This window comes from Oerskovia jenensis, assembly GCF_016907235.1.
GTDB classification, from domain to species: Bacteria; Actinomycetota; Actinomycetes; order Actinomycetales; family Cellulomonadaceae; genus Oerskovia; species Oerskovia jenensis.
Window position 1 is genome coordinate 4,390,598 of sequence record NZ_JAFBBO010000001.1, and the last position, 14,040, is coordinate 4,404,637.

Consider the following 14,040-nt stretch of genomic DNA (forward strand, 5'->3'; position numbering starts at 1 on the left):
GGCTCACGCGCCCAGCAGCCCCTGGTCGACCGCGCGCTCCACGGCCTCGCTCCGGCTCGAGACCCCGAGCTTGCGGTAGATCGAACCGATCTCCGAGCTGGCGGTGTTCCGCGACACGAAGAGTCGCTCGCCGATCTCCCGGATCGTGAGGTGGGTCTGGAGGTAGGGCAGGAGCCGCAGTTCCGCGGGTGTGAGCGGAGGACCGGGCCCCACGGCCGTGCTCGCGTGCTCGGCCGCGTCGAAGGCCTTGCGCAGGTCCGCGACCTCGTCGCTCAGCACGCCGAGCGCGGGCCGTCGGAGCAGCACGTCGTCGATCTCGCGCAGGAGGTGCCGGACCGCAGCGACGTCCGCGGTCGCCCAGCTCGTCCGAGCGAGCCTCAGGCGCACGCGCACGGCGAGCGTGGGGAACGCGTACGTGCAGAACGTCCTGGTGCGCATCCCGCGGGTCAGGAGGTCGTTCGTCAGGGCAGGGTCGTGGTCGTGGTGGGCCAGGCGAGCGGCCACCGCGTAGCCGAGCGCGCTCGTGGGGTAGTCGTCCAGCCGGTGGTCCTCGATGGTGGTGAGTACCCGCTGGACCCGGATCCTGGCGCTCTCCCACCGACGGTGGTCCATGTCGAGGTCGGCGAGCTGCGCCTCGGCGTACACGAGCGTGTCGGCGTCGCCGTGGGCGCTCGCGGCCTCGACCCCGAGCTCGAGGTGCCGGACGGCGGACTCGTCGTCGCCGTTCAGGCGGAGCGCGTCTGCACTCATCACGAGCGCGGTGTCGCGCCACGAGCTCCACTCGGGCTCGGCCGCCAGGGCGAGACCGACGTCGTCGAGCATCCGTTGCGGGCCGTCCGGGCACCTCAGCGCCCGGTACATCGCGCGCGCCGAGTCGAACGAGGCCGACCCGTCCCCGGGGTCGCCGTCGAACGCGGCCGCGTCCGCCACCGCTCCCCAGTGCTCGGCGGCCCCTGCGCGTCCCTCGTACACCGCGACGTACCCGGCGAGCACCGCGAGCGGTGGGTGGCTGCGGATCGCGTCGTCCCCCAGGACGCCCAACCAGCGGTCGATCGTGGAGATCTGCCCGCCCTGGAAGAGGGACATGACGATCCGGGTGACGAGCCGGGCGGCGCGCTCGTGCTCGCCCGTCGCGAGGAGCTGCTCGACGGCGCGCGCCGGGGAGCCGTTCGCCTCGTACCAGTCGGCGGCCCTGACCCGGAGCTCGTCGGCGAGCTCGGGCTCTGCTGTCAGGAGGTCGTCGAGCAGCAGCTCGCGGAACAGGGCGTGGTAGCGGAACCACCGGCGGTGCTGGTCGAGCGGCACGAGGAAGAGGTGCGCGGACTCGAGCTCGCGCAGGTGCCGCAGCGACGAGGTCTCTCCGAGGACGGCGTCGCACAGCGGGGCGGTCAGGTCGTCGAGGATCGCGGTGCGGCGCAGGAACTGCCGCGTCTCGTCGGGCAGTCGTCGCAGCGCTTCTCGTTGGAGGTAGTCCGCGACGTACCGGTCGGTGCCCGTGACGGCCGCCGCGTCCGCCCCGTCCCCGCCGTCGCGTGCGACGAGTGCCGCGAGGTGCACCCCCACGGGCCAGCCCTCGGTCCGTGTCCGGACGGCGGCCGCGACGTCGGGAGTGAGGCGCACGTCCGAGGCGGCGAACACCTGCGCGGTGCCCTCGGCGTCGAGCGCGAGCTCACGTACCCCGAGCTCGACCGTCTCGTCCGTCGCACGCAGCCGCGCCAGGTGGGGTTGCTCGTCGCGACTCGCGGCGACGAGCTGCGACCCGTCGGGGATCCCCGCGACCACGATGCCCAGCACGTCGTGGCAGGCCGCGTGCCGGATCTCGTGCAGGTCGTCGAGCACCAGGACGAAGGCGGCAGGGCTCGTCCGCAGGACCGACGCCAGGTGCGGGGCCGCCCGCCCCAGCAGCGAAGCGTCGGGGCCGGCCATGTCCGCGCCGAGGTCGGGCAGCCCGATCCCGTGGCGGGCGAGGGCGGAGGCCAGCACGGACAGCAGGGTCAGGGGGGCGTCGTCGAACCGGTCGAGCGTGAGCCACACGACCGCCCTCGGGTCGCTCGCGGCCCACTCGGCGAGGAACGTGGACTTGCCGTAGCCCGGGGGAGCGGTGACCCCGACGACCCGTCGTCCGCTCGCGCGTGCCGCGTCGATGAGCGAGGCCCGGCTCACGACCGGCGCTCCCGTCCGGGGCACGGTGAGCTTGGCGTCGAGGAGCTGACGGTCGAGCTCCACGGTCGTGGGTGCCGTCCACGGCTCCTTGTTCACGTCATTCACGATAGGGCGCGGGCCCCCGGAGCGCCCGGGGGAGCCGAGGGATCACCTGGTCTGGGGGATGCCCCGGGGTGGGGCCGTTCCTAGCGTGGGACGCATCCACGTCTCTCGTCGCCCGACCGAGCGGAGTCCCTCATGCGTCCCGACCAGCACGCCCGCACGATGCTGCCCGTCCCGGACCGGCCGGCCCCCGGGCTCACGACCTACGACGCGAAGGACCCCGACACGTCGTTCCCGCCCATCGAGCCGCTGCTCCCCCCGGACGGTGCGCCGAACGTCCTGGTGATCCTGCTCGACGACGTGGGCTTCGGGGCGTCGAGCGTGTTCGGCGGCCCGTGCCGCACCCCGACCGCGGAGCGGCTCGCGGCAGGCGGCCTGCGCTTCAACCGCTTCCACACGACCGCGCTGTGCGCGCCGACCCGGCAGGCGATGCTGACGGGCCGCAACCACCACTCGGTGGGCATGGGCAGCATCACCGAGACCGCGACGTCGGCCCCCGGCAACAGCTCGGTGCGACCGAACACCAAGGCGCCGCTCGCGAAGACCCTCAAGCTCAACGGGTACTCGACGGCCCAGTTCGGGAAGTGTCACGAGGTGCCCGTCTGGCAGTCCTCGCCCCTGGGGCCGTTCGACGCCTGGCCCTCGGGTGGCGGCGGGTTCGAGACGTTCTACGGGTTCATCGGCGGCGAGAGCAACCAGTGGGACCCCGCGCTGTACGACGGGACGACCCCGGTCGAGCCGCCCGCCACTCCCGAGGAGGGGTACCACCTGACGGCGGACCTCGCCGACCACGCGATCGGCTGGATCCGCACGCAGAAGGCCCTCATGCCCGAGCGTCCCTTCTTCGCGTACTTCGCGCCGGGAGCGACGCACGCACCGCACCACGTCCCCCAGGAGTGGGCGGACAGGTATGCGGGAGAGTTCGACGACGGCTGGGACGTGCAGCGGGAGCGGACGTTCGCGCGCCAGCAGGAGCTCGGCGTGATCCCGGCCGACGCGGAGCTGACCGCGCGGCACGAGGAGATTCCGGCGTGGGACGACATGCCCGACGACCTCAAGCCCGTGCTCGCGCGGGAGATGGAGGTCTACGCGGGGTTCCTCGAGCACACCGACCACCACGTGGGCCGGCTCGTCGACGCACTCGACGACCTGGGGATCCTCGACGACACGCTGATCTACTACATCATCGGCGACAACGGGGCCTCCGCCGAGGGGACCCTGAACGGCGCGTTCAACGAGATGGCGAACTTCAACGGCATGGCGGCGCTCGAGACACCGGAGTTCCTGCGCTCCAAGCTGGACGAGCTCGGGTCGCCCAGCTCCTACAACCACTACGCGGTCGGCTGGGCGCACGCGATGGACACGCCGTTCCAGTGGACCAAGCAGGTCGCCTCGCACTGGGGCGGCACGCGCAACGGCACGATCGTGCACTGGCCGCAGGGCATCAGCGACCAGGGCGGGCTGCGCACCCAGTTCACGCACGTGATCGACGTCGCGCCGACGATCCTCGAGGCCGCAGGACTGCCCGAACCGACCCTGGTCGACGGTGTCCTCCAGTCCCCGATGGAGGGGACGAGCATGCTGTACGCGTTCGACGACGCCGACGCCCCCGAACGTCACGACCTGCAGTACTTCGAGATGTTCGGCAACCGCGGCGTCTACCACAAGGGCTGGAGCGCGGTCACGAAGCACAGGACCCCGTGGATCCTCGTCGGAGGGGTGGTGCCCGCGTTCGACGACGACGTCTGGGAGCTCTACGACGGCACGGCTGACTACAGCCAGGCGCGCGACCTCTCGGCCGAGCACCCGGAGAAGCTGCACGTGCTCCAACGGCTCTGGCTCATCGAGGCGGCGAAGTACGGCGTGCTTCCCCTCGACGACCGCGGGGGCGAACGGCTCAACCCCGACCTCGCGGGTCGCCCCACGCTCGTCCGCGGCACGTCGCAGCAGCTCTTCCCGGGCATGGGTCGGCTCTCCGAGAACAGCGTGCTCAGCGTCAAGAACAAGTCGTTCTCGGTCACGGCCGAGGTGGAGGTCCCTGCCGCGGGCGTCGAGGGCGTGATCATCGCCCAGGGCGGCCGGTTCGGCGGGTGGTCGCTCTACGCCACGGAGGGGCGGGCGAAGTTCGTCTACAACGTCCTGGGCCTCCAGGAGTTCGCGGTCACCGCGGAGCGCCCCGTCCCCATGGGCACGCACCAGGTCCGCATGGAGTTCGCGTACGACGGCGGCGGCCTCGCCAAGGGCGGCGACGTCACTCTCTACTACGACGGCGAGGTCGTGGGAACCGGACGCGTCGGGGCGACGCAGCCCATGATCTTCTCCGCGGACGAGACGACCGACGTCGGGTACGAGTCGGGCACCACGGTCACGTCCGACTACACGACCCGGGGGAGCCGGTTCACGGGCAGGATCGGCTGGGTCCAGATCGACCTGGGCACCGACGACCACGACCACTACATCGACCCGGACGAGCGCCTGCGGATCGCGATGGCGCGCCAGTGACCGGTCGGTGAGGGAGCGCCCCCACCCGCACACGGCCCGACGGCGCCGCGACCTCAGGGGGACAGAGGAGGACGGGCGCGGGCCAGGGCCGGCCACACCTCGGTGTGGCCGGCCCTGGTGCTGTCGGGTCGTGGTGGTCAGTGCTCGCTACGGCGACGCCGGACAGCCAGGAGAGCCGTCCCGCCGCCCACCAGGACGATCCCGCTCAGGGCAGCGAACGCGACGCTCGCGCCGGTGGACGAGAGCCGCGACGGCGCCGTGGGGACTGCCTTGGGCGTCGGGCTCGGCCCGGGCGTCGGCACCGCGGCCGGGGTGGGCGGAGTGGTCGGTGGGGCCGTGGGGGTGGGGGTAGGGGTCGGTTCAGCCGGTTCCTCGATGTGGACGGTCTGGGGTTCGGAGTTGATGTCGGTGTGCTCGGCGATCGTGACCGTGGCGTTGAGGATGGTCTCGAAGACGACGAGGTCCTTGCCGCCCATGTTCGCCGGGACGGTGAAGTCCAGGGTCGTGGTGCCGTCGGGGGCGGTCGGGGTGAACGTGGCGGTGGCGGTGATGCCGGTCGTGGTGCCGGTGGTCTTGTCCATGAGTTCGCCGTTGAGCGTGTACTTCGTGCCGGGGGTCAGGCCGGTGTAGGTCACGGTGTCGGTGATGATGCCGCCGGTGGCGGGCAGGGTGTGGTCGCCGTCAGCCTTGTCGACCGCGGTGGTCGCGACCGTGGGTGTGCGGGGGGTGGGGGGTGTGTCGATGTGGACGGTCTGGGGTTCGGAGTTGATGTCGGTGTGCTCGGCGATCGTGACCGTGGCGTTGAGGATGGTCTCGAAGACGACGAGGTCTGTGCCGCCCATGTTCGCCGGGACGGTGAAGTCGAGGGTGGTGGTGCCGTCAGCTGTGGTGGGGGTGAAGTCGGCGGTGGCGGTGATGCCGGTGGTGGCGCCTGTGGTCTTGTCCATGAGTTCGCCGTTGAGCGTGTACTTCGTGCCGGGGGTGAGTCCGGTGTAGGTCACGGTGTCGGTGATGGTGCCGCCGGTGGCGGGCAGGGTGTGGTCGCCGTCAGCCTTGTCGACCGCGGTGGTCGCGACCGTGGGTGTGCGGGGGGTGGGGGGTGTGTCGATGTGGACGGTCTGGGGTTCGGAGTTGATGTCGGTGTGCTCGGCGATCGTGACCGTGGCGTTGAGGATGGTCTCGAAGACGACGAGGTCTGTGCCGCCCATGTTCGCCGGGACGGTGAAGTCGAGGGTGGTGGTGCCGTCAGCTGTGGTGGGGGTGAAGTCGGCGGTGGCGGTGATGCCGGTGGTGGCGCCTGTGGTCTTGTCCATGAGTTCGCCGTTGAGCGTGTACTTCGTGCCGGGGGTGAGTCCGGTGTAGGTCACGGTATCGGTGATCGTGCCGCCGGTGGCGGGCAGGGTGTGGTCGCCGTCGGCCTTGTCGACCGCGGTGGTCGCGACCGTGGGTGCGGGAGGCGGCGTGGGCGTGTCGGAGATCTGCGCCTGGCGCGGCTTGGCCTCGGCGGTCGTGAGCTGTTGGAACGGCTTGCTGCGGCGCGAGTACTGTCCCGGCTGGGGGTCCCACACGTTCCCGGAGACGTACACGTACGTGCCGTTCGCGATCAGGGTCACCGGACCGGCACCGGTCGGCGCCAGGTAGACGCTTGCGCCGTCGGTCACGGTGCTCACCGCGGCTCCCGCTGCGTTGACCACGCGTCCGCCCGAGGCGCTCAGGTGCACGATCTGCACCTGGTCGGTGTGCACGACGTACGGGCCGACCAGCCCACCGGCGGCCTGGGAGAAGGTGCTGGCGCGGGTCAAGGAGATCGAGCCGTCGTTCGGGCCGTTGGGGCTGACGCTCACCGCGTGGGAGACGTACCAGTTGTAGAGGGCGCGGGCGTCGGCCCCGGTCGTGATCCGGCTCGCGTCCACCGTGGGGGAGTCGCCGTAGTAGTGGATCGCCGTCTGGGTCGCATCGATGACCTCGTCCGAGTCGAGACCGTTGATGCCGGTGATCGCTGACACCTCGGAGATCGTCAGGTAGGGGTAGGCGCGCTGGAGGATCCAGTTGATCTTCCCCTGCGCGTCGGCGGGACGGTTGTAGTCGAAGACCTGCGCGCTCGAGGCCTTCTGCGTGTACTTGACGCTGAAGCCCTCGTAGCTCGTCTCCGGGCCGGAGCGGTCGATCTGGAGGCAGTACTGAGACGTGCCGTTGCTCAGGCCCCACAGCGCGGACCACGTCGACGACCCGCCACCCCAGTCGGGGTTCGTGGCCTGGGTCTGGTCGCCCACCGCGGCCTGTGCGCTCGTGACGCCGGCGAGCAGGCTGCTCGTTCCGAGCAGCAGGGCCATCGCCGCAGCCGCACCGAACGTCACGGCGCGTCGTGCGTACCGGGGACGTGCTGTCTTGTCGTTCCCGCGCCGTCTGGGACGCGAGATCCACTGAACCTTCATGGAGCTCTTCTCTCTGTTGCGGACGCTCCGTGCGACGCGATCGGCGACGCAGAGAGGTCTCGGACCGGCACAGGCCGGTGATGGGTGGGCGGTGGCCAGTCGCCGGTCGGCGGGCCATCGCGTTGGTCACGCGTGCGGGTCTGCACGGATGACGAAGGTGGGAAGGACTTCACCCGCCGCGGTCGAGCCGTGCGGGGAGGCCGCGCTCAGTCGGCCGACCGGTCCTGGGCCGGGATCATCACCGGCACGGACCGCCAGGCACCGGTCTCTCCGGTCCAGGGGTTCACGTAGCGGACGCTCGCGGTGTGAGGACCTGCCGCGAGCTCGGGGAGGCGCACGAGGAGCCCGCCAGGCATGGCGTGGGTCTCGCCCAGGGAGCCGTCGACCTTCGTCTGGACGACTCCAGGGGAGCCGTGGAGCCACAGGGCGACGCCCGGGGTGCCCGGGCGCTCGAGGCCGGACGGCTCGACGTGCCAGACGTCGATCGAGGGCGCGGCAAATCCGTACGTCCCGACGAGTTCCTGGGGCGAGACGGCGCCGTCCTGATCTACCTGCCGGACCGAGTACGTGTCGAGATCGGCCGTCCGCTCGGACGCGAGGAGCGCGAGCTGCCAGCGACCGTCGTTGCCGACCGCCGCCTTCGCGACGACGGTCCCCGTGGTGTCCACCAGCTCGACCGTCGCGTGGGCAGTGCCCGTACCCGCGACAGGAAGGGCCCAGAGCGGCGCGGTCCCGCGGGGATGCAGATCGACCGTCGGAGCGGGCAGGCTGATGGCCGGGGCGGGACCCGGGTCTTCTCCGCTCCGGTCGCGGTCTGCGCGACCTGAGGGGTCGGGGGGCTCGGCCTCGGGTGACCCGCTCGCAACCAGGTCTGCAGGGTCGGGGAGGACGCCGGAGCCTGTGGCCGGGGGAGCGGGGTCGGGGACATCGGTCTCGACGTCCACCTGGTCGTCGTGCACCCTGACGGGCGCGACCGCCTGGACCGGGACCGGTCGTGCGTCGTCGGCTGCTTCGAAGCCCGGGGCGTCATCGGCTGCTTCGTGCGGCAGGTCCGGCGACCCGACCACGGACCCGGTCGGTGCGGGCTGCTCAGTGGCGGTACTCGCAGCGTTCGGTGGCGTCACCCCGTGCGTCAGGACGCCGGCTGCGGCAGCCGCACCCCCGACGACGAGTGCACCGACGGCCCACGCCTTCCCCGGCCCGGATGCCATCGCCCGGATCGAGCGCAGAGCGGTTCGACGGGCGACCGGGCCGCGCCGGTGCAGCGACCGGCGCTGGGAGAGCACGGCGTGCCGTCGCAGGGCGACGGGACCGAACAGGTCGAAGCCGGTCGCGACCAAGGGTGCGAGGATCACCGGAAGTCGTGCCGCCAGGTCGTTGATCTCTGCGGCGACGATCGAGCAGTGGAGGCAGTCTCGAAGGTGGGTCTCGACGACTCTCAGGTCGTCTGCCGGGAGGGCTCCTCGCTCCAGGGCAGGGAGCTGCTCGACGACCGTGCGACACGTGACGGCGAGACGGTGGTCGCTCAGGTGGGCCCGGAGCCACTCCTTGCGCAGCCCTTCCCGGGCGCGGACGGCGAGCGCGGACGTCGCGTTGGGCGACAGGCCGAGTCGGGCACCGGCGTCTCGGACGTTCAGCCCCTCCACGCACGTGAACCACAGCACCGACTGCCATCGCGACGGGAGGGCCTTGAAGGCTCGGACCGTCACCAGCTTCTCGAGCGAACCGTCGGCCGGGTCCTCCACCGCGTCGTCGAGCGAGCGCTCGGCGACGTCGTGGAGGTCGCCCACCGGTTGGGGAGCGCGACGGCGGGACATGGAGATCGCCGTGTTCCGGACCGACTGGTTGAGGTAGGGGCGGAAGGCCCCGTAGGGGCCGCCCCCGGCGAGGATCGCGGCGAGGACCGCGCGGGTGGCCTCCTGGACGATGTCCTCGGGGTCGGCGATGCCTGCGTACTGCCGGGCGACGGAGAGGGCTGAGCCGCGATGGCGTTGCCACAGGTCGGCGTACGCCTCGCGGTCTCCGGCCCGAACCCGGGCCACGAGCTCGACGTCGGACAGCTCTGGGGTGCTGCTCGTCATGAGGGTTCCTTGGAGGTGGGGACAGGGGGTGGTCACAGAGCCCGGATCCCGGCGAGGAGATCGGTCAGGGCGTTCGAGGCGTCGCACTCCGGGCGGCAGATCTCACCGGCCTCCGCCTCGCACGTCGTGCAGGCGAACCACGCGTTCGCGTACTGCTGGTGGGCCGTGACGTCGCACTGCGCGAAGGCGGTCGCGCCGCACAGCCAGCACGCGAGCGTGGTGAGCGTCGCCGACTGTCGTCGGGGATCGGATGGGAATGCCTCGGTCGGTGCGCTGCTCGTCGTCATGTCGTCCCTCCTCGCGGCGCCGGTCGGCTGCCGCTGCTTCTGGTGGCACGCGAGGAGGGGCGAGGTGATGACGCAGCGGGAGACCGTCGTGGGTGCACAGGGGTTCTCGATGCCTTGGCGATGGGGGATGTGTCGAGCCGGCCCAGATCCAGAAGCGCGGCGTCGGTATGAGTGCCAGTCTATATTTCAGTTTCAGATGAGACGAGGGACTTTGGTCCCTGTCCGTTGTGAGAGGTCTGTGCCCCGTGCAGGTCGCCATGACCTGCACGGGTCGCTGTGAGACTTGAGACTCAGACAAAAATACGGAGCGGCTACGATCAGTGCCATGCCCATCCCTCAGGGCGAGGTGCTCGCCATCGGCCGAGGTAACACCCCGCTGCACGCGACCGTGTTCGACGAGCTCAAGGACGACATCGTCTCCGGGACCCTCAGGCCGGGGGACCCGCTCGTCGAAGCCGACCTCATCGCGCGCTTCGGCACCTCGCGAACTCCCATCCGAGAGGCACTCAACCGGCTCTCGGCCCTGGGCCTGGTCGAGATCGCGCCCCGCAAGCACACCCTGGTCTCACGTCTTGATCCCTGGAGGGCCAAGGACGCGGTCGAGACGCTCGATGCGCTGTGGCGCCACGCGAACAAGCACGTGACGCCGCATGCCGCAGAGGAGGACGTGGAGGTCGCCCGTCGAGTGCTGCGCGAACGCACGACGACGGTCGACGTCCGTCGAGAGATCGTCGCCGGACGCTACATGCTCCTGGCGGACGTCACCCTGGACCGGTACGCCAACTCGGCCTTCTGCCGGTTGCGTGACGAGCTCCGCCCGATGCTCGCCCGGTACCTGGCCTCCCGGGTCGACGCGATCGACCTCGACGACGCCCTTGCCCGGACCAGGAAGCACGCCCAGGCGATGGTCGACCGGGACCCGGTGGCCGCCAGGGAAGCGCTGACCGGCTTCGTCGACTCCGTCCTGCCGCAAGCGATGCCGCCCCGCCAGGCGCGACCCACGGACGAACGGTCAGGAACCCGCCGTCTCATGAGCGACCAGATCGCCGACCGCATGCGCGAGGCGATCATGGACGGCACGCTGGAGCCCGGCGAGCAGCTCACCGAGTCCGAGCTGATCGCCTGGATGGGTACCTCGCGCACCCCCATCCGGGTGGCCCTCAACGTCCTGGCGGACGAAGGCTTCGTGGACATCGAGCCGAACCGGCAGCCACGGGTCTCCCGCCCCAGCGACCAGGAGTACGCCGACATCTCGGTCGCCGTCGGGGTCCTCACCCAGGAGGTCGTCCGCCGTGCCGCACCGCACCTCACCGAGCAGGACCTGACGGCCCTCGACGACGCGGCGACCGCGATGGGCGAGGCCGTCGAGAGCCGGGCGTTCGGCGCGGTGGCGCAGAGTGCCGCCGCCTACTCCGACCTGCTGCGCTCCCGGTGCGAGAACCAGGTTCTCGTCGAGGTCGGCGCGAAGCTCAGCGCCTCCATGCAGCGTGTCGTCGTCGCGAACCGTCCGACGACCTTGAAGCGGCTCGGTCCCGATCCGTACCACCGGGTCGTCGAGCTGCTGCGTGCGGGGGACGTGGAGTCCGCCGTCCGGACGATCGGGCGCGTCTACGACATCGACGCCGTCGACCCGGCGCCCGGACCGGAAGACTCCTCGCGCCGGTAGCCGACTCGTCGGAGCGCGGGGGTGGCGCCTCGTCCCGTCTCCCGGGTCCCACCGGCGCCGGGCGTCACCGGAGCGCGGTCGGGGGCGTGTCCCTCGGGAGAGGAGGCGACACGAACGTGAACGATCAGAGTCCCTGGTGGGTGGGTGCGCGATGCCGCGGCATGAGCACCGAGAGGTTCTATCCGAGCACGACGACCGGAGTGCTGCAGGCGTTGGAGGTGTGCGACGGCTGCGCCGTCCGTCGAGCGTGCTTCGAGCGGGGCCGCGAGGAACGGTGGGGCGTGTGGGGCGGGATCCACCTGGAGAGCCCCGGAGCCTTCGGCGAGAGGGGGGCGCTCGGCGAGGGGCAGTGCCCTGAGAGGGTGCAGATGTTCCTGACGTCGTCGCAGGCCGCCGCTCGGCTGGAGGTCAGCGTGAAGGTCCTCCTGTCGTGGGTCGAGCACGGGCACCTGCCCGTCCAGCGCTCGAGCGGCGGGCATCGACGTTTTCGTCGGGAGGACGTCGAGGAGCTGCGTGCCTCCCGCCCACGGACGCGCGCCCGACCGGCGCCCCGGGCAGCGTCGGAAGGCTAGCGGTGCACGGCACGGCGGACGCCGAGGGCGGACGCCCCGGCGACCAGGAGCAGGAACGCCACCGCCGCGGTCGTCGACAGGTCGGTGCCGCTGTTGGCGAGCGCGGTGCCCGCGGAACGCGGTCCCTGCGGAGCAGGAGCCGCCGCCGTGACCGTGACCTGGGCGGTCGCCGTGTCGTCGGACGGGTCCGTGTCGAGCGTCGCGGACGTGACGGTCGCGTCGAGCGGGATCGCGCTGCCGACGGTCGTCGCAGGCGCCACCCGCAGCGCGACGGGGATCGTCACGGTGTCGCCGGGGGCGATGGTCCCGGCCGAGCAGGTCACGACGTCGCCGCTCGCCGGGCAGGCTGCCGCGAGCTCGATCACGGCCGCGCCGGGAGCGCCGCTGCCACCGGCGCTGAGAAAGGCGGTGCCGGCGGGGACGTGCGTGACGACCGTGACGCCGTCCATCGCGACGCTGCCCGTGTTCGTCACGGTGATCGTGTGGTCGAGCTCGTCCCCTGCGGCGACGCTCGGCGGCGCGGTGAGAGCGACCGAGAGATTGCCCGTCGGTTCCGGCGCCGCCGCGACGGGCAAGGAGGTCGCGGTCGAGGAGTCGTTCGACGGGTCGGGGTCGAGGGACGTGGTCGACACCGTGGCGGTGTTGGTGATCGTCGTGCCGACCAGGGACGGATCCTGGACTCGCAGGACGATCTCGCCCGACCAGGACTCGCCGGAGGGCAGCGCCCCGACGAGGCACGTGACCTCGTCGGCGTCGGCCGTGCACTCGTCAGGACCCGAGACGAAGGCCGTCCCGGCGGGCAACGTGTCGCCGACCACGACGTCCGCCGCGTCGTCGGGTCCGGTGTTGGTCACGGTCAGGGGCCAGACGGTCGTGGCCCCGACGACCGGTGGGTCGGACGGCGCGGTCTTGGTCACCTGGACGTCGGCGACGGCCGCGGTCGGGCCGGCCTCTGCGACGAAGTAGTTGTTGTCGTAGTCGGTCTCCTGCACGTCGCCGTAGGCCGACGCGGAGTTCGTGAGCGTCGTGCCGGGAGGGGTGTCGGCCGAGACGTTCGTCCAGACGCGCACGGTGGCGGTCGCGCCGTTGACGAGCGGGCCGACCGTGCACTGCGCGTAGGGGTCCCGCAGCTCGACGCCCTCCTGGCCGGAGGGGCCGGTGACGACCGGCTCGCAGGTCGCTCCCTCGACCCGGTCGACGTCCAGGTACGGGCCGGGGAAGTCGTAGAGCCAGACGGTGTTCGCGGTGTCCGGGCCGAGGTTGGCCACCGTGACGTCCCACCCGATCGTCGACCCGGCGACGATCGGGTCGGTCCCCACGACCGACTTGGTCACGGCGATGTCCGCGAACGTCGGGGGAGTCTGCGTCCAGCCGAACAGGCGCACCACGGTCGAGTCGTAGGTGTAGGACTTGGGGCCGTTGGGGCCGGTCGCGGAGAAGTGGACCCACGTGTTCGAGCTCACCGAGGAGCCCAGGCCCGTGTAGGTGTAGCTCACGGTGCACGTCCCCCCGACCGGCAGGGGAGATGCGCAGGTGCCCGCGTCGAACGTGAAGTCCGCGGACTCCCCGCCCATGTCGAGCGCCGACAACGGGACGCGTGCGAGGTTGGTGAACGTCACCGTCTGAGGATCGGTGGTCGCTCCCGGGGCGGCGGTGAAGCTCAGGTTGCGCGGGTCCCAGTCCAGGGCGCGGACGATCGCCTTGTAGGGCAGGTACTGCTGGGTGGTCGCAGGGCCGTCGGCGCCCGTCGCGTTCCAGCCGCGCCCGCCCCACACGGAGTTGCCCGGGGCGATCGAGATGTTCGGGTTGAACGTCACGGTCATGGTGCAGACCTGCCCGGCGGAGAGCGTGACGCTCGTGGTGAAGACGGACAGGCCGGGGCACGCTCCGCCGCTCACCTCGCTCAGCCACTGGTCGGGTCCGGGCGTGTACCAGCCACCGGTCGACAGGGTCGTGTCCTGGACGGCGGTCAGGGTGTAGGTCAGGGTGATGTTCGGGTCCCCGAAGCGGACGTCCTGGCCGAAGTCGAGCTCCTGCTCGGAGACGACCACGTAGTCGGTGAACTCCGCCGCGCCGGCCGACGGCGCGAGCACGACAGCTCCGCCCAGGCCGAGCACGACCGCCAGTCCTGCGACGGCCGCCCGCCATGCCGTTCGAGCGCTCATGGCCCCTCCGATGCTCGCCCACCCCGATGTGGCAACTCCTCATGGTGGCATCCGCCCTCGATCCCCG

Annotated in this window: 8 protein-coding genes; 3 read left to right on the forward strand and 5 right to left on the reverse strand. The window is 71.5% G+C overall.

Annotation, left to right across the window (positions count from 1 at the left end; translation table 11 throughout):
* Positions 1 to 3 precede the first annotated feature (3 nt).
* Complete coding sequence (locus JOD49_RS20875; RefSeq protein WP_205308646.1) at positions 4 to 2,259, reverse strand: LuxR family transcriptional regulator; 2,256 nt, start codon at positions 2,257 to 2,259, stop codon at positions 4 to 6.
* A 141-nt stretch (positions 2,260 to 2,400) separates the two neighbouring features.
* Here JOD49_RS20875 and JOD49_RS19625 point away from each other — a divergent pair, with 141 nt between their 5' ends.
* On the forward strand, positions 2,401 to 4,767 hold the full coding sequence (locus JOD49_RS19625; protein ID WP_205308647.1) for an arylsulfatase: 2,367 nt from the start codon (positions 2,401 to 2,403) through the stop codon (positions 4,765 to 4,767).
* A 137-nt stretch (positions 4,768 to 4,904) separates the two neighbouring features.
* Here the strand turns inward: JOD49_RS19625 and JOD49_RS19630 are convergent, their stop codons facing one another.
* From JOD49_RS19630 to JOD49_RS19640, 3 genes are all read right to left on the reverse strand, one after another.
* On the reverse strand, positions 4,905 to 7,202 hold the full coding sequence (locus JOD49_RS19630) for a VaFE repeat-containing surface-anchored protein (protein WP_205308648.1): 2,298 nt from the start codon (positions 7,200 to 7,202) through the stop codon (positions 4,905 to 4,907).
* Between the two features lie 206 nt (positions 7,203 to 7,408).
* On the reverse strand, positions 7,409 to 9,283 hold the full coding sequence (locus JOD49_RS19635; protein ID WP_205308649.1) for a sigma-70 family RNA polymerase sigma factor: 1,875 nt from the start codon (positions 9,281 to 9,283) through the stop codon (positions 7,409 to 7,411).
* A gap of 32 nt (positions 9,284 to 9,315) precedes the next feature.
* Positions 9,316 to 9,570 (reverse strand): hypothetical protein, encoded by a 255-nt coding sequence (locus JOD49_RS19640; RefSeq protein ID WP_205308650.1) that lies wholly within the window; start codon positions 9,568 to 9,570, stop codon positions 9,316 to 9,318.
* A gap of 325 nt (positions 9,571 to 9,895) precedes the next feature.
* Between JOD49_RS19640 and JOD49_RS19645 the strand changes: the two genes are divergently transcribed.
* Both JOD49_RS19645 and JOD49_RS20880 read left to right on the forward strand, forming a co-directional pair.
* Complete coding sequence (locus tag JOD49_RS19645) at positions 9,896 to 11,236, forward strand: GntR family transcriptional regulator (protein ID WP_205308651.1); 1,341 nt, start codon at positions 9,896 to 9,898, stop codon at positions 11,234 to 11,236.
* 140 nt (positions 11,237 to 11,376) lie between these two features.
* Positions 11,377 to 11,808, forward strand: coding sequence for a helix-turn-helix domain-containing protein (locus JOD49_RS20880; protein WP_307822707.1), 432 nt, complete (start codon positions 11,377 to 11,379; stop codon positions 11,806 to 11,808).
* On the opposite strand, the gene JOD49_RS19655 is transcribed toward JOD49_RS20880, so the two are convergent.
* Positions 11,805 to 13,973, reverse strand: coding sequence for a DUF11 domain-containing protein (locus JOD49_RS19655; RefSeq protein ID WP_205308653.1), 2,169 nt, complete (start codon positions 13,971 to 13,973; stop codon positions 11,805 to 11,807). The two genes, JOD49_RS20880 and JOD49_RS19655, sit on opposite strands and share 4 nt — an antisense overlap.
* Between the last annotated feature and the right edge of the window lie 67 nt (positions 13,974 to 14,040).

Bases quoted from the DNA above. Each gene is read 5' to 3' on its own strand.
- JOD49_RS19625 (WP_205308647.1), top strand. From the start codon at position 2,401: ATGCGTCCCGACCAGCACGCCCGCACGATGCTGCCCGTCCCGGACCGG.
- JOD49_RS19630 (WP_205308648.1), bottom strand. From the start codon at position 7,202: ATGAAGGTTCAGTGGATCTCGCGTCCCAGACGGCGCGGGAACGACAAG.
- JOD49_RS19635 (WP_205308649.1), bottom strand. From the start codon at position 9,283: ATGACGAGCAGCACCCCAGAGCTGTCCGACGTCGAGCTCGTGGCCCGG.
- JOD49_RS19640 (WP_205308650.1), bottom strand. From the start codon at position 9,570: ATGACGACGAGCAGCGCACCGACCGAGGCATTCCCATCCGATCCCCGA.
- JOD49_RS19645 (WP_205308651.1), top strand. From the start codon at position 9,896: ATGCCCATCCCTCAGGGCGAGGTGCTCGCCATCGGCCGAGGTAACACC.
- JOD49_RS19655 (WP_205308653.1), bottom strand. From the start codon at position 13,973: ATGAGCGCTCGAACGGCATGGCGGGCGGCCGTCGCAGGACTGGCGGTC.